Here is a 17,598-nt window from a genome sequence, read left to right on the forward strand (position 1 = left end):
AAAAACCACCTGTACTGGTGTAGAGATGTTCCGTAAACTGCTTGACGAAGGTCGTGCAGGCGAAAACTGTGGCGTACTACTACGTGGTACTAAGCGTGAAGACGTCCAACGTGGCCAAGTACTCGCTAAGCCCGGTTCGATCACCCCGCATACCAAATTTGACGCAGAAGTATACGTACTGTCAAAAGAAGAGGGTGGTCGTCACACACCATTCCTAAACGGCTATCGTCCACAGTTCTACTTCCGTACCACTGACGTAACTGGCGCAATCCAATTACAAGACGGTACTGAAATGGTTATGCCTGGTGATAACGTTGAGATGGGCGTAGAGCTTATCCACCCAATCGCTATGGACAAAGGTCTTCGCTTCGCTATTCGTGAAGGCGGCCGTACTGTAGGCGCTGGTGTTGTTGCTAACGTATTGAACTAAGATTTAACCTATCAGAGTCATCTGAGAAAGTTGATCAGTTCGTGAAAAGCCATCCTTGAGAAAGGGTGGCTTTTTTTTGGATTTATACGACTATTCTTTATAATGGTGATAGCGTTTAAAATTAGATACGGCATCAGTTCTATCTTCTATTGTAATATGGCGCTTGCCTTGTTATATTAACGCAGCTTTGTACGAAGTCTCTTGGATGAAAGGCACACTTCTTCATCAAATAAAACTGACTAAAATGTACAATTTTACCGCTAAAGGCTTGCATTCTATGCTGAATATTGTATAATGCTGTCCTTTACACCCATAGGCGATTGGCTCAATTGGTAGAGCATCGGTCTCCAAAACCGAGGGTTGTAGGTTCGAGTCCTACATCGCCTGCCATCTTCTTATCACATCTTTGTTGTCTCCCACCATCTCCGAAGCGAGTTCTTTATGAGCAATAATCAAGATAACCTCGAGACTAAGTTATCTGATGCCAAGGCGGGTACTGGTGGAATGCTGTCTAAAGGTCAGCACATCTCAGCAGGTAATCAAACAACTGCTGTTGAAGTGGCCAAGACTGGCTCAGCAAAAGATGTGGTTTTGTGGCTACTTGCCGCAGTAGTATTAATTGGCGCGACGTTAGTTAACCAATATTTACCTGGCTATTGGCAGCCTGCCAATGATGTCTGGGTACGTATCGGTCTTATTGTCGCCCTTATCGTATTGGCATTAGTATGCTTGGCATTAACGCATCAAGGCCGCGCTTTTAAAATATTATTAAAAGACGCCGCCGTTGAGCTACGCCGAGTGACGTGGCCGGGCAAAGACGAAACCTTTCAATACACATGGCAAACCATTGTCATGATTGCGATTGTTGGGTTTTTTGTTTGGTTGCTAGATAACTTCTTTAATTGGTTCGTTGGGATATTTATTGGTTAAATAGTCTAGGATTTGGCGCATATCGTGCATTACGAATAGCGAGTATCTTGCTTGTTTAACTCAAATTTTATTTATAACGACTTACTTACAATGATCAGGAGCGTGATATGCGTTGGTATATTGTCCAAGCGTTTTCAGGATATGAAAAACAAGTACAACGTTCATTAACTGATCGTATCAATCGTAGTGACTTTGCTGAGTCATTCGGTGATGTATTGGTGCCTACGGAAGAAGTCGTCGAAATGAAAGACGGCAAAAAGCGTAAGAGCGAGCGTAAGTTTTTTCCAGGATATGTATTGATCCAAATGGAGATGAACGACAATACTTGGCACATCGTAAAAGACTGTCCACGTATTATGGGTTTCATTGGTGGTACACCTGAGACGCCAGCGCCTATTACGCAAGTAGAAGCCGATCGCATTCTAAACCGTTTGAATCAGACTGAAACTGACCCACGTCCTAAGACGCTATTTGAGCCGGGCGAAGAGTTGTTGGTTATCGATGGTCCATTTACTGACTTTAAAGGGTTGGTTGAAAAGGTGGATTATGAGAAGTCTAAATTGCATTTAACAGTAAACGTATTTAATCGACCGACTCAGGTTGAGCTTGAGTTTAGTAAAGTTGAAAAATTAGACTAAACCTGCAAAAAATTTATCAACCGGGGAGCTGTTAGTCAATAAGGGTTATACCGTATTGATTTGGCGCTATTACCCATAAAGGAGAGTATCTCATGGCTAAGAAGATTGATGGTTACATCAAACTGCAAGTGCCTGCAGGCAAAGCAAACCCTTCACCACCGATTGGTCCAGCATTGGGTCAAAAAGGCGTGAACATCATGGCGTTCTGTAAAGAATTTAACGCTGCGACCTCAAATCAAGAGCCGGGTCTACCGATTCCTACTGAGATCACTGTATACAGCGATAAGTCTTTTACCTTCATCATGAAGTCACCACCAGCGGCATACTTACTACGTAAGGCTGCTGGTATCGCTAAAGGTTCTGGTACCCCAAACACCGCTAAAGTCGGTAAAGTGGACCGTGCTCAGTTAGAAGACATCGTTAAGACTAAAGACGCAGATTTAACGGCTGCTGATCTTGATGCTGCTGTTCGTACCATCGCTGGTACTGCACGTTCAATGGGTATTACCGTGGAGGGTGTGTAAATGAGTAAACTTACTAAGCGTCAAAAATTAATCGCTGAGCGTGTAGAAAACGAAAAGTTATACACTCTTGAAGAAGCGGTTCAAATCCTAAACGATTTGCCAGCTCTTAAATTCAAAGAGTCTATCGACATCGCAGTAAACTTGGGCGTTGACCCACGTAAATCTGACCAAGTCGTTCGTGGCGCTACCAACCTACCTGCTGGTACTGGTAAAACCAAACGCGTTGCGGTATTTGCTCAAGGTGCTGCTGCTGAAGCCGCTAAAGAAGCGGGTGCTGACATCGTTGGTATGGATGATTTAGCGGATCAAATCAAAGCCGGTAACATGGACTTTGACGTGGTCATCGCGGCTCCTGATGCGATGCGTGTCGTCGGTCAGTTAGGTACTATCCTAGGCCCACGTGGTCTAATGCCTAACCCAAAAGTTGGTACGGTAACGCCTAACGTTGCTGAAGCTGTGGCTAATGCGAAAGCGGGTCAAGCACAGTATCGTGTTGATAAAGCGGGTATTATCCATACCACTATCGGTCAAGTTGGCTTTACTGCTGAGCAAGTTATAGAAAACGCTCAAGCATTGCTATCTGATCTAAAACGCGCTAAGCCTGCTACGTCTAAAGGTACTTTCATTAAGAAAATCACCTTGTCTAGCACCATGGGCCCAGGTATCACGATTGATCCTGTTCCATATCGTGTTGCTAAATAATTTTACTGCATAAAAAATTACTCATGATTCAACAGTTTTGAAGCATGAACACACTATTTTAAAGAATTAGGTCAGCGTAGCAAACGCTATGCTGTCTAAGACCGTAGGTAGAAAGCGGTTTCGCGTTATTAGTTTTAATCTTCGGATTATTAATAATAGCAACGAGCTGCTTTTGTTAATCGACGACAGATGAAAATCTCAGTTGTCCTACGCAGACGGTGACCCACCCAGTTGTTGATAAGAGCCGATAGGGCAACCTATCACTTGATGTCATTCTGATAACGGTGCCGTAATCAGTCGTTATGAGTGAATTCTTTATAGAATTTATAAATAACGTGTCGTATCAAGTCAATCTTAGTATGAATTAGATTGATAAGATTAAAGGAGTCAACTTATGGCATTAACGCTAGAGCAAAAACAACAAGTTGTGGCTGAAGTGTCTGAAGTTGCTGCTAATGCTTACTCAGCAGTAGCTGCCGAATATCACGGTATTGGTGTTGCAAAGCTTACTAAGCTGCGCGAACAAGCCCGTGAGAAAGGCGTGATTTTGAAAGTGGTAAAAAATACCCTAGCAAAACGCGCTTTTGAAGGCACTAAGTTTGAGAGCATGTCAGACCGTATGACTGGTCCACTACTTTTGGCTTTCTCTATGGAAGATTTGGGATCTGCTGCTCGAGTCGTTTACGACTTCAGCAAAGATAACAAAGCCCTAGAGACCAAATTGGTATCAGTTGGTGGTGTTGTTTATGGTCCAGAAGAGCTAGAGCGCGTATCGAAGCTACCAACTCGCGACGAAGCAATCTCTATCTTGATGGCTACTATGAATGCACCAGTGACCAAGCTTGTTCAAACTATGAACGCTGTTCCTAGTAAGCTTGTTCGCACGGTAGCGGCAATCAAAGACGCAAAAGAAGCTGCTTAATTGCTTGTTTTAACGTAACTTTGACATCGCCGATTGCACTTCATTGCCAACACTATTTAAAAATTTGGCAAGCAATCCAAGCGATATTAAAATCAATTAATTTTTATCAGATAACGGAGAGTTCTCATGGCACTATCTAAAGATGATGTGTTAAACGCAATCGCTGAAATGTCAGTAATGGATATCGTTGAGTTAATCAGCGACATGGAAGAAAAATTCGGCGTAACGGCTGCTGTTGCTGCTGCACCTGCTGCTGCTGGCCCTGCTGCTGCTGCTGCTGAAGAAAAAGACGAGTTTGACGTTGTTCTTGCCAGCTTTGGCGAGAAGAAAGTTGGCGTAATTAAAGCCGTACGTGAAGCTACTGGTCTTGGCCTGAAAGAAGCGAAAGATTTGGTTGAAAGCGCTCCAGCTCCAATCAAAGAAGGCGTTAACAAAGCTGAAGCTGAAGAGTTGAAAAAGAAACTTGAAGAAGCTGGTGCAACTGTTGAACTAAAATAAGCTGAGCTTATCTTAGTGTTGTACAAAAAAAGCTGGTAATGCCTTGCATTGCCAGCTTTTTTTTATTATAATTCGTAGCTTGACCTTTTGTGTCTGCCAACAGTCGTATGCAACATCACGGTGGATACCCATCAAAAGGACAGACGATAGCTATGCAAATAAACACAGTGCAAGCACACATACCAGTTTTTGAAATCAGTTAATATCAGCTAAACGTCCATAGATGTTTGGCATTTTTTTGTGTCTGCATGCTTTCCCATTAACACTATAGTTTATACTGATTTTAAAAGTCATTGTTCTAAAATTTATAGCTACCCCAATTATTAATCCTGAAAAGCTGTTGATCTTAGGTTGTCCATTTAGCATGGTTTTACTGTCAGTAGGTAGGCTCATAGACGGTAGATATTAGCGACGATATTGATTTTGATAGCAAGTAGTTTAGCATGACTCGAATAGAAGTTATTTCTTCTCAAGAATATTGGTAAATTTGGCCTTTTAGGCAATTGAATATAGATTGGCTGATATTGAAATTGTCGGTCTAAGGCATCATATAGAGTGGCTTAGATACCGATTATAAGATTGAATACAGTGTCATAGTGACGCACTGCTGAAGCACATACCACTGTATCACCTGTACCAATGGATAAACAGTCACTAGCTGAGTATTAACACCCGTTTTATATTATCGTTTACGTTGTCAAGTTTGCATAATATTAATATTAAATAGTATTGATGCACGCTGGCCACGCTTTCAATTCGTTTCCACGTTTACTGTAAGGACTCTCGATGGCATATTCTTATACTGAAAAAAAGCGTATTCGCAAAAGTTTTGCTGAATTGCCCACTGTGATGGACATTCCCTATTTGCTGTCTATTCAAGTAGATTCCTACGAGCAATTTTTGCAAGAGCATAAAAAACCAAAAGCTCGTGAGAATAGTGGCTTGCAAGCTGCGTATTCTTCTATTTTCCCAATTGAGAGTCACTCTGGTAACGCAGAGCTACAATTCGTTGAATATTACTTAGGTACACCTGAGTTTGACGAGCGTGAGTGTATCCTGCGTGGCTCAACGTTCGCAGCGCCTATGCGTGTCAAAATCCGTCTGATTATTAAAGATAAAGACAGCAAAGACAAAGACAGCAAAGCGGCAATCAAAGATATCCGTGAGCAAAGCGTCTATATGGGCGAGATGCCTTTGATGACCCAAAATGGTACCTTTATTATTAATGGTACTGAGCGAGTTATCGTGTCTCAGCTGCATCGCTCTCCTGGCGTTTTCTTTGATCATGATAAAGGTAAGTCACATTCAAGTGGTAAAGTACTTTATAACGCCCGTATTATCCCTTACCGTGGTTCATGGCTTGACTTTGAATTCGATGCCAAAGATCTAGTCTTTGCTCGTATTGACCGTCGTCGTAAGCTATTAGCGTCTATTATTCTTCGTGCATTGGGTTTGAGTACCTCTGAAATCTTAGATTTGTTCTTTGATAAAGTAGCCGTTTATAAGGGCGAAGAGCAGTTTGAGATTGATCTGGTTGCTGACCGCTTACGTGGTGAGATGGCACAGTTCGACATCGTATCACCTGAAGGTGAGGTTATTGTAGAGCAGGGTAAGCGTATCAACGCCCGCCGTATCCGTCAGCTTGAAGAAGCGGGTATGACTAAAATCTCTATCCCTGATGAGTACTTATATGAGCGTATCTTGGCCGAAGATATCGTCGTTAATGATGAAGTTATTGCCAAAGCCAATACGTTAATTGACCATGAATTATTGGTTAAATTAAGCGCGTTTGAAGCCAGTGAGTCTATCAAAGAGTTCAGCATTCTGTTCACCAATGATATCGATCAAGGCAGTTATATTGCCGATACGCTACGTGCAGATAGCACCTCAAGCCGTGAAGAAGCATTGATTGAGATTTATAAAGTCATGCGTCCAGGTGAGCCACCAACGGTTGAGACCGCTGAGAAGCTATTTGATAGTATGTTCTTTAACGCTGATCGTTATGATTTATCTAATGTCGGTCGTATGAAGTTCAACCGCCGTCTTGGTCTTGATTTTGTAGATACCGATGATGCTGATATTCAGCGTGAACGTAGCGTATTAACCAATGCCGATATCGTTAACGTTCTAAAAGAATTGATTGAAATTCGTAATGGTCGCGGCGAAGTCGATGATATTGACCATCTAGGTAACCGCCGTATTCGTTCAGTAGGCGAAATGGCAGAAAACCAATTCCGTGTTGGTTTAGTACGTGTTGAGCGTGCGGTCAAAGAGCGTTTAAGCTCGGCGGAATCTGATAACTTGTCGCCACAAGATTTGATTAACTCAAAGCCAGTAGCGGCTGCGGTAAAAGAATTCTTTGGTTCAAGTCAGTTGTCACAGTTTATGGATCAGAATAACCCGTTGTCAGAAGTGACCCATAAACGTCGCGTATCTGCATTAGGGCCCGGTGGTCTGACCCGTGAACGTGCAGGCTTTGAAGTACGTGACGTACATGATACCCATTATGGCCGTGTATGTCCGATTGAGACTCCTGAAGGTCCAAACATTGGTTTGATTAACTCATTAGCGACCTTTGCAAAGACCAACAGCTTTGGCTTCTTAGAAACGCCTTATCGCCGTGTGGTTGATGGTAAAGTAACGGACGTTATTGAGTATCTATCAGCGATTGAAGAAGTAGGTACGGTCATTGCACAGGCTGATTCACCAGTAACCGCAGAAGGCGCATTATCTGATGAAATGGTCAGTGTGCGTAGCTACGGTGAATTCGTCCGCATGCCGCCAGAAAAAGTGACGCATATGGATGTGTCGCCAAGTCAGGTCGTATCGGTCGCAGCAGGTTTGATTCCGTTCCTAGAGCATGATGATGCTAACCGTGCCTTGATGGGTTCGAACATGCAGCGTCAGGCTGTTCCTACGCTACGTGCTGATAAGCCGTTAGTAGGTACGGGTATGGAGCGTCACGTTGCGCGTGATTCTGGTGTTTGTGTCATCGCTAAGCGTGGCGGTGTGATCGAAGACGTTGATGCCTCACGTGTCGTTGTTCGTGTGAATGAAGATGAGATGATCGCTGGCGAAGCCGGTATTGATATCTATAACCTCGTTAAATACACGCGCTCAAACCAAAACACGTGTATCAACCAACGCGTCATCGTCAACCAAGGTGATGCTATTGCTGTAGGTGATATCTTAGCTGATGGTCCTTCTACGGATCTTGGTGAGCTTGCATTGGGTCAGAACATTCGCATCGCATTTATGCCTTGGAATGGTTACAACTTCGAAGATTCGATCTTGTTATCTGAAAAAGTGGTAAAAGAAGATCGTTTCACCACGATTCATATTCAAGAATTGACGTGTGTGGCACGTGATACCAAGCTTGGCACAGAAGAGATCACTGCGGATATTCCAAACGTCGGTGAAGCGGCGCTATCAAGTCTTGATGAAGCTGGTATCGTTTATATCGGTGCTGAAGTGGACGCTGGTGATATTTTAGTTGGTAAAGTCACGCCAAAAGGTGAGACGCAACTGACGCCAGAAGAGAAATTACTACGGGCTATCTTTGGTGAAAAAGCGGCTGATGTGAAAGACACCTCATTGCGTGTTCCAACATCAAGCAAAGGTACGGTCATCGACGTACAGGTCTTTACCCGTGATGGCGTCGAAAAAGATGCGCGCGCAAGAGCGATTGAAAAATCGCAGCTTGATAGCTATCGTAAAGATTTAAAAGAAGAGCTACGTATCTTTGAAGAAGCAGCACGTGGTCGTATTGGTAATCTATTAGATGGCCAAAAAGTCAGTGGTGGTTCGGGTCTAAAAGCTGGTACGGTTATGGCATTGGCTGATATGAAAGACATGAGCCTTGAGACCTTGCTTGATATCCAGCCGGTTGAAGAAGAAATCTCTGAGCGTCTCACGCAGATTGCCGATTACTTAGTCGATAAGCAAAAAGATATCGATGTTAAATTTGCTGAGAAAAAACGCAAATTGACCGCTGGTGATGATTTGCAACATGGCGTACAAAAAATCGTTAAGGTTTATCTAGCAGTTAAGCGTCGTATTCAGCCTGGTGATAAGATGGCTGGTCGTCATGGTAACAAAGGTGTTGTATCGCGCATTATGCCGGTTGAAGACATGCCTTATGACGAGCATGGCAACACAGTTGACATTGTACTGAACCCACTTGGTGTTCCATCGCGTATGAACATCGGTCAGGTGCTAGAGACGCATTTGGGTATGGCGGCGAAAGGTTTGGGTGAGAAGATTGATGGCATGCTGAAAGCACAAGCTGCGATGAAAGACTTACGTGAATTCTTAGACCAAATTTATAACAAAGTGGGCGGCGAGCAAGTCGATCTTGATAGCTTGTCTGACGACGATATCATGGCATTGGCAGACAACTTGCGTGGCGGTGTACCGATGGGCACAGCAGTATTTGATGGTGCGCATGAGCATCAAGTCAAAGACTTGCTAGAGCTTGCTGGTCTAGCTAGAAACGGTCAGCAGACATTGTATGATGGTCGTACCGGTCAGAAGTTTGATCGTCAAGTAACGGTCGGTTATATGTATATGCTGAAACTTAACCATTTGGTTGATGACAAAATGCATGCACGTTCTACCGGTTCTTACTCACTAGTAACGCAGCAGCCACTCGGTGGTAAAGCACAGTTTGGTGGTCAGCGCTTCGGTGAGATGGAAGTTTGGGCACTAGAAGCATATGGCGCGACTTATACCTTGCAAGAAATGCTAACGGTGAAGTCGGATGACGTTGAAGGCCGTACCCGTATGTACAAAAACATCGTCGATGGTGAGCAATATATGGATCCAGGTATGCCTGAATCGTTTAACGTCTTGACCAAAGAAATCAAATCACTGGGTATCAATATTGAGTTAAAGCAAACCCATTAAGCACGGCTGACTGAAGCTACCTTTAACATAGCTTTAGTTAATTATTATTCTTAGTGGTCAATCTAGAAGCAGTACGCGGATAGCTGCTGCTTTTAGTGATTTGTCTCAACCCTATTCATTGCCTTCATTCATCTTATTTGCGTCAATAGCACGCCATCAGATGATTATAAAGATAACGGAGAAGCAACTTGAAAGATTTACTCGATATCATGCAAAGCCCTACCGGCAACGGTAATCAAGAGTTTGATAGCATCCAAATTACGTTGGCCTCACCTGATGTGATCAAGTCATGGTCGCATGGTGAAGTGAAAAAGCCTGAAACCATTAACTATCGTACATTTAAACCTGAGCGTGATGGTCTTTTTTGTGCCAAAATCTTTGGCCCAGTAAAAGACTTTGAATGTCTATGTGGTAAGTACAAACGCCGTAAATTCCAAGGCGTTATCTGTGAAAAATGTGGCGTTGAAGTCACGACCGCCAAAGTTCGTCGCGATCGCATGGGTCATATCGACCTAGCCAGTCCTGTGGCGCATATTTGGTTCTTAAAATCATTACCAAGCCGCATCGGTCTATTGTTAGACATGACGCTGCGTGACATTGAGCGTGTGCTTTATTTTGAAAGCTATATTGTCACAGAACCTGGTCTGACTTCTCTAGAGAAGTATCAATTGCTTGATGATGAAGATTATTACAGAGCACTTGAAGAGTTTGGTGATGAGTTCACAGCCAAAATGGGTGCAGAAGCCGTTCAAGACCTATTAAAAGACATCGATTTAGATTTAGAAATCGATGAGCTGCGTGAAGCGATTCCACAAACAGGTTCTGAAACTAAGCTTAAAAAGATGTCTAAGCGTCTTAAGCTATTAGAAGCATTCCGTGATTCTAATAACAAGCCTGAGTGGATGGTAATGAATATCTTACCAGTCTTACCACCAGACTTGCGCCCGCTAGTACCACTAGAAGGCGGCCGTTTTGCGACATCAGATCTAAACGATTTATATCGCCGCGTCATCAACCGTAATAACCGTCTTAAGCGTCTATTAGAGCTAAGCGCCCCTGATATCATCGTGCGTAACGAAAAACGTATGTTGCAAGAATCAGTCGATGCGCTACTCGATAATGGTCGTCGCGGTCGTGCGATTACCGGTAGTAATAAGCGTCCATTGAAATCTTTGGCAGATATGATCAAAGGTAAGCAAGGTCGTTTCCGTCAAAACTTATTGGGTAAGCGTGTCGATTATTCTGGCCGTTCGGTCATCGTTGTCGGTCCTACGCTACGTCTACATCAGTGTGGTCTACCGAAGAAGATGGCACTTGAGCTATTCAAGCCATTTACTTATAACAAACTATTGTCTCATGGTTTGGCAACGACGATTAAAGCTGCTAAAAAGATGGTTGAGCGTGAAGAACCGCAAGTGTGGGATATGTTGGCCATGGTTATCCGTGAGCATCCAGTGCTCTTGAACCGTGCACCAACACTTCACCGTTTGGGTCTACAAGCGTTCGAGCCAGTACTAATCGAAGGTAAAGCCATCCAGCTGCATCCACTCGTTTGTACCGCATTCAACGCCGATTTCGATGGTGACCAAATGGCAGTTCACGTGCCATTGACGCTAGAAGCTCAGCTTGAGTCACGTGCTTTGATGATGTCGACCAACAACATCTTGTCGCCTGCGAACGGTGATCCAATCATCGTACCGTCACAGGATGTGGTACTTGGTTTGTATTATATTAGCCGTTCATCAGTAAATGCCAAAGGCGAAGGCATGATTTTTGCCACTGTCAATGAAGCATTGCGCGCGATTGGCTCAAACGATTTACATGTGAACGCCAAAATCAAAGTTCGTGTGACTGAAACGCATTTTGATGAAGAAGGCAACGAGACCAAAGAGATCAGTATCAAAGACACGGTTGCTGGCCGTTTGCTTATCTGGAACATCATGCCTAAAGGTATGACGTTTGATGAGTGTAACCAAGAGATGACGAAGAAAAACATCTCTAAATTGATCAACTCTTGCTATCGTAAAGTAGGTGTTAAAGACAGTGTTATGTTTGCTGACCAATTGATGTATCTAGGTTTTGCGCAAGCAACGCTATCTGGTGTGTCTATCGGTTTGGATGACATGGTTATTCCGCCAAGCAAAAAGCAAATTATCGAAGTTGCTGAAGGCGAAGTGCGCGAGATTGAAGATCAGTTCGAGCAAGGTTTTGTGACCGCTGGTGAGCGTTATAACAAAGTGGTTGATATCTGGTCACGTACCAATGACAAAGTCGCGAAAGCGATGATGGATAACTTGGCAACAGATAAAGTGATCAACGCCCAAGGTGAAGAAGAAGAGCAGAAGTCATTTAACTCTATCTTTATCATGTCAGATTCTGGTGCTCGTGGTAGTGCGGCGCAGATTCGTCAGTTGGCTGGTATGCGTGGTCTGATGGCAAAACCAGATGGCTCAATTATTGAGACCCCGATTAAAGCCAACTTCCGCGAAGGTTTGACCGTACTCCAGTACTTTATCTCTACACATGGCGCGCGTAAAGGTCTAGCAGATACCGCATTAAAAACCGCTAACTCGGGTTACCTGACTCGTCGTTTGGTTGATGTGGCACAAGATTTGGTCATTACCAGTGATGACTGTGGTACTGAGCAAGGCTTGCTCATGAAGCCGCATATTCAAGGTGGTGAGATCATCGAAAAACTCGGTGAGCTAGTACTTGGTCGTGTGACGGCTCGTGATGTGACGTACAACGATGATGCTGATAAGGTATTGATTCCAGCGGGTACGTTGATCGATGAGCATTGGGTCAATGTGCTTGACGAAAACGCAATCGATGATATCTGGGTACGCTCAGTTATTACCTGTGATATCGAACATGGCGTTTGTTCACAGTGTTATGGTCGTGATCTTGCCCGTGGTCATAAAGTCAATATCGGCGAGTCGGTCGGTGTTATGGCGGCGCAGTCTATCGGTGAGCCTGGTACTCAGTTAACCATGCGTACGTTCCACGTGGGCGGGGCAGCAAGCTCAGCATCAGTGGACAACAGCATCTCTGTACGTAATGCTGGTCAAGCGCATTTCGAAAACATGAAAACGGTTCAGCATACAGACGGTCACCTAGTTATCGTATCGCGTTCTGCTGAAATTGCGTTGACCGATGAACTTGGTCGTGAGCGTGAGCGTTATAAAGTTCCTTATGGTTCAAGCGTTCTTGTCAAACACGAAGATCAGGTCGAAGGTGGTCAAACCATCGCTAAATGGGATCCGCACACGCATCCAATTATCACTGAATTCGCAGGTACTGCACGCTTCAGCGATATCACTGATGGTATGACGGCGACTGTGAAGGTTGATGACGCGACGGGTATGAGCTCATTTGAGATTCTAGCCACTCGTGACCGTTCAAGCTCAGCCAAAGACTTACGTCCAGCGATTATCTTGAACACTGACGAAGGTAAAGAAGTGGTTTACTTCTTACCTGCTGAAACCATCATTCGCGTGAGCGACGGTGAAAAAGTAGCAGCGGGATCGATTCTAGGCCGTGTACCGCAAGCGTCTTCAGGTACTAAAGACATTACCGGTGGTCTACCACGTGTTGCTGACTTGTTCGAAGCACGGCGTCCAAAAGACCATGCGATTATGGCTGAAATGAGTGGTGTGGTTAGCTTCGGTAAAGAAACCAAAGGTAAAAACCGCTTCATTATCACCAATGAAGATGGTGAGGTTCATGAAGAGCTGATCCCGAAATGGCGTCAAATTAACGTCTTCGAAAACGAAACAGTTGCTCGTGGTGAAGTTATCGCTGATGGTCCACAAAACCCGCACGATATCTTACGTCTGAAAGGTCAAACGGCGCTTGCTGATTATATCGTAAACGAAGTACAGGACGTTTATCGCTTGCAGGGTGTAAAAATCAACGATAAGCACATCGAAGTTATTATTCGTCAGATGCTACGTAAAGTTGAAATTACTGATGGCGGCGATTCAAGTCACTTCAAAGGTGATCAGGTCGAGTACGCTGATATCAAAGCATTGAATGCTAAACTAGAAGCGGAAGATAAATTCCCAGTACAGTTTGAGCGTCAATTACTGGGTATCACTAAAGCCAGCTTGGCAACGGAAAGCTTTATCTCAGCAGCATCATTCCAGGAGACTACTCGTGTCCTAACAGCTGCTGCCGTCACTGGTAAAGTCGATGAGTTACGTGGTCTGAAAGAAAACGTTGTTGTTGGTCGTTTGATACCTGCTGGTACCGGTCTTGCTTATCATAAAGCACGCAAAGAGAAAGCAGATCAGAAGCTACAAGACAAAGACTTAAATGCAGCGTTTGACATGACAGCAAGCACTGATAGTAAAGACTTTGCTAGCTTTGACGAAGCCTTTGCTCAAGAGCTAAATCAAGACAACTAAGGGTCTGCTGTTAACTTTTGAATAAAAATAAAAAAGCCAGCCCAGTCGCTGGCTTTTTTATGCGTTGAAATATAGAAACATCAGAGAAAAGCAAATACTTGAAAGTCATATAATGAAAATAAATTTTTTCAGAAATATGTCTTAGAAAATAGTAAACTGGAAAAATAGCGTATTCTTTGTAAATACTGACCCTCTAACACAAGGATAATTAAAGCATGGCAGGTAAAACGCGCGTTGCCAAATATCAAGCAGATCGAACCAACCAAAAGCTGTATTTTTGTCGTCTATCTTGCCAAGCGGCAGGAAGTACCAACGATAAGCAGTTATACCAAGCACACTGTGAGACTGCTATTTTTCATTTATACGGCAGTTTTTTAGCCTTTATCCAAGAGCTTGGTCATTTTTATAGCCTAAATATGACCGCCCCAACCTTGGCAGATATCGAGCAAGCGCTGAGCGAACGTACCCAAGTGTCGCCTGAAATTCAACGCTTGCAGCAGTTACAACAACATGGCTTTTTGGCCAATGTAGAGCGGGCTTACCAACGTTGCCTGTATGCCGTATTACCCGATAATTCGACAGCTGAAAATGTTAATACGGTTGAGATAGAACCAAAAGATCTTATCGTCAATGTCGTTACTTTATCGAACCAATGGTTACCAGATGAGGCAACCATACGTGAATGGCGCCAACAGTTTCTTGAGCTGATTGAGCAGTTGCGTGCTGGTATGGTTGAGTTTTAGCAAGGTAGGACTTAACTGATTTTATAAGCAAAGTTTTAAAAGAACAGCTTTGAGAGCATGGTTTTAAAATAAAAAAAGACTGGCTCAGTGATTGCTGAACCAGCCTTTTAACGTTAAATAGCCATTATCATGACAAAGGTTTTACTCTGGCATGGGCGGCATACGCTCCACAGGAGTGACCGACAGCGGGTTTTGTGGCACGCTATCATTGTTACTATTATTTGGTTTTGCCACGGGCGCACGCTCTGCTTCTTCAACCGGCTCAGGTTCTGGTGCCTTACGTTGCTGCGCTTTGGTCTTGACAGGTTTGTTGGCTGAAGTACTGACATCAGTATCCTCGTCTTCGCTAGCAATAGTGCCATCATCCGTCATTTCTATAATTTGTTGTTTTTGCTTTTTAGATTTGGCACGGTTATTAACGGAGACCCATTGATTGGGTACACCTTTAAGCTGGGCTCTCATAAAGTCCATCCACACAGGTAATGCTGCCACACCACCATACTCACGGCGACCAAGGGTCGATGGTTGATCAAAACCCATCCATACGACGGTCGCGTTGGTCGGATGGAATCCGGCAAACCAAGCATCTTTCGCATCGTTAGTCGTACCGGTCTTACCACCGATATCGTTGCGTCCTAAGGCTTTTGCCCGAACGGCTGTACCGCGTTGTACCACATCACGTAAGATATCAGCCATATCATAAGCCACTCTTGGCTTTAAAATACGTGGTGCTTGCGTTGCCATAACGTACTGCACAACAGGCGCTTTTAAGCGATCTGAAGCTGGACTTGCATCATAAACATTTAAATCAAGCGCCTTTTCATCTTTTACCGTATTGTCACTATTTTCTGCATTTAGCTCAGCAGCTGATCCATTCTCTGATGCTTTGTCTTTAGTGTTAGCCTTTTCCTGTTTTTTAGCAGCAAGCGCTTCATTCTCTTTTTCTGTTTTTGCCTGATAATCTTCAAGCAGCTTTTTATTAGCATCTTCCAGTTGTTCGTTAAAGCATAAAGCACAAGCTTGCTGCGGATTGGCTTGGAATAATAGCTTGTTGTCATAATTATAGATTTGTTCGATAAAGTAAGGCTGAATGCGATGACCGCCATTGGCGAAGGTAGAGTAGGCGGTTGCCATTTGTAATGGTGTTGCTTGTCCTGCACCCAATGCCAGCGATAAGGTCGTCGGTAGCTTTTCTTTATCAAGACCAAATTCATCTAATAGGTTACGGGCGTCGGAGATACCAATCGCCTGTAATAAGCGAATGGATACCAAGTTGCGTGATAGATATAAGCCACGGCGTAAGGTGATGTCACCTAAGAAACGTTGATCGGAGTTTTTAGGTTTCCAATCGCCTACTTGAATGGGTCGATCCGAGACAATGCTGTCTGGACGGTAGCCTTTTTCTAAAGCAGTGGTATAGACCAGCGGCTTAATCGTTGAGCCCGGTTGACGCCACCCTTGCAGAGCGCGGTTGAATTTGCTGTGGTTAAAGTCAAAACCACCGACCAAGGCATTAACTGCACCCGTTTCAGGATTTAACGAAACCAAACTGCCTTGCACCTTAGGTACTTGCGCCAGTTGCCAATTACCATTAGTTGTCGGTATCAGACGAACGATGTCATTTTTATTAACAATTTGTCCGGCGTTACTCGGATAATAACCAATACGATTGGCTGAAAAATATTTGCGTGCCCAGCTCATGCCTGACCAGTTAACGGTCACGCTTTCACCTGATGGCATGGTTGCCTCGAAACTACGCGAATTAACCTTGGTAACTTTGGCAGGGGACATGTTGCTGTAACGACGGAAATTCTCAAGTGGCTCATCATTGGCTTCCGCACCGCGCCAGCCATGACGATGATCATAAGCTACTAGACCTGTCAGCACGGCAGCTTCTGCATCGGTCTGGGCTTTGCTATCAACAGTAAGACGCACACGCCAGCCACCATTCATGACTTGCTCACCATAACGCTCAACCAAGGTAGAGCGAGTCATTTCTGCCAGATACGGCATATTAACGTCTAGCTTTTCTTGGTATAAATTGATAGCTACCGGTGAGCTTACCGCTTCATCGTGTTGCGCTTTGCTGATATAGCCAAGCTCAAGCATACGACCAATGATCCAATTACGGCGAGTAAGAGCGCGGCTAGGATTAGCAACTGGATTGTATTTAGAGGGGGCTTTTGGCAGACCTGCTAACATGGCCATCTCAGCGATAGAGAGATGCTCTAAAGATTTACTGTAATATTTTTTGGCAGCGGCGCGGATACCATAAGCACCTTCGCCGAGATAAATTTTATTGACATAAAGAGTCAAAATATCGTTTTTGCTGAGCTCGTCTTCAATTTTGCGAGCTAAAAACAATTCCGTCAGTTTACGATTTAAGGTGCGCTCTGGGCTGAGAAAGTAGTTTTTGGCAACCTGCATAGTAATGGTAGAGCCACCAGTTTGGCTGTCATCATCAGTCACCACTTCGGTGACCGCGCGACCAAGACCTTTAATACTAATACCACTGTGCTGAAAGAATGCCGCGTCTTCTGCTGCTAAAAAAGCATGAGTAAGATCTTCAGGGATTTCATCAAAAGTAACCGGTAGCGAGAGACGGTTACCATACTGACCGATTAATTTGTCATCACTACTATAGATCTGTAAGGGCATCTCTAAATTGGCAGTTTTGATTTCTTGAATACTAGGTAGGGTGGGCAACAAATACATCGCCATACCATAGAAGCCAATAGGCACGGCCAGCGCTAAAATAAGCGCTAACGCTAAGCAGGCAATGAAAAGCCCCACCAAAAAGTGAATGAGACGAACGGTAGCATTTTTTTTGGTCATAATCAGACTTATCAATTAAAATTCGCAACAGATAGACTATTATACCTTGAACAAAATAGGTAGGT

The 17,598-nt window shown here is 44.0% G+C and carries 11 protein-coding genes and 1 tRNA gene; 11 read left to right on the forward strand and 1 reads right to left on the reverse strand.

Features of this window, described 5'->3' with window-relative positions; all coding sequences use genetic code 11:
* From HQR03_RS00005 to HQR03_RS00055, 11 genes are all read left to right on the forward strand, one after another.
* On the forward strand, positions 1-430 hold a 430-nt coding region (locus HQR03_RS00005; protein WP_244951942.1), incomplete at its 5' end, for an EF-Tu C-terminal domain-related protein.
* A gap of 314 nt (positions 431-744) precedes the next feature.
* A tRNA-Trp gene (locus HQR03_RS00010) sits at positions 745-820 on the forward strand.
* Between the two features lie 51 nt (positions 821-871).
* A complete protein-coding gene (gene secE, locus HQR03_RS00015) occupies positions 872-1,360 on the forward strand; it encodes a preprotein translocase subunit SecE (protein WP_025652242.1) in 489 nt (162 codons plus the stop codon).
* A 107-nt stretch (positions 1,361-1,467) separates the two neighbouring features.
* Complete coding sequence (gene nusG / locus HQR03_RS00020) at positions 1,468-1,998, forward strand: transcription termination/antitermination protein NusG (protein ID WP_010201718.1); 531 nt, start codon at positions 1,468-1,470, stop codon at positions 1,996-1,998.
* A 92-nt stretch (positions 1,999-2,090) separates the two neighbouring features.
* Positions 2,091-2,522 carry a 50S ribosomal protein L11 gene (rplK, locus tag HQR03_RS00025; RefSeq protein ID WP_010201717.1) on the forward strand — a complete coding sequence of 144 codons (432 nt, stop codon included), beginning with the start codon at positions 2,091-2,093 and terminating at the stop codon, positions 2,520-2,522.
* Entirely contained in the window at positions 2,523-3,224 is a 702-nt protein-coding gene (rplA, locus tag HQR03_RS00030) for a 50S ribosomal protein L1 (RefSeq protein WP_025652243.1), read from the forward strand.
* Positions 3,225-3,618: 394 nt separating this feature from the next.
* Positions 3,619-4,146: a 50S ribosomal protein L10 gene (gene rplJ / locus HQR03_RS00035; RefSeq protein ID WP_173238722.1), complete on the forward strand. Its 528-nt coding sequence runs from the start codon at positions 3,619-3,621 to the stop codon at positions 4,144-4,146.
* Positions 4,147-4,272: 126 nt separating this feature from the next.
* Complete coding sequence (gene rplL / locus HQR03_RS00040) at positions 4,273-4,644, forward strand: 50S ribosomal protein L7/L12 (RefSeq protein WP_010201714.1); 372 nt, start codon at positions 4,273-4,275, stop codon at positions 4,642-4,644.
* Between the two features lie 786 nt (positions 4,645-5,430).
* A complete protein-coding gene (rpoB, locus tag HQR03_RS00045; RefSeq protein ID WP_025652246.1) occupies positions 5,431-9,549 on the forward strand; it encodes a DNA-directed RNA polymerase subunit beta in 4,119 nt (1,372 codons plus the stop codon).
* Positions 9,550-9,737: 188 nt separating this feature from the next.
* Positions 9,738-13,955, forward strand: a complete 4,218-nt coding sequence (rpoC, locus tag HQR03_RS00050) for a DNA-directed RNA polymerase subunit beta' (protein WP_025652247.1) — start codon at positions 9,738-9,740, stop codon at positions 13,953-13,955.
* 215 nt (positions 13,956-14,170) lie between these two features.
* Positions 14,171-14,698 carry a DUF6586 family protein gene (locus HQR03_RS00055; protein WP_025652248.1) on the forward strand — a complete coding sequence of 176 codons (528 nt, stop codon included), beginning with the start codon at positions 14,171-14,173 and terminating at the stop codon, positions 14,696-14,698.
* A 141-nt stretch (positions 14,699-14,839) separates the two neighbouring features.
* Here the strand turns inward: HQR03_RS00055 and HQR03_RS00060 are convergent, their stop codons facing one another.
* Complete coding sequence (locus HQR03_RS00060) at positions 14,840-17,533, reverse strand: penicillin-binding protein 1A (RefSeq protein ID WP_173238723.1); 2,694 nt, start codon at positions 17,531-17,533, stop codon at positions 14,840-14,842.
* Positions 17,534-17,598 lie beyond the last annotated feature (65 nt).

It is taken from the genome of Psychrobacter okhotskensis, assembly GCF_013248965.1.
Classification (GTDB): Bacteria; Pseudomonadota; Gammaproteobacteria; order Pseudomonadales; family Moraxellaceae; genus Psychrobacter; species Psychrobacter okhotskensis.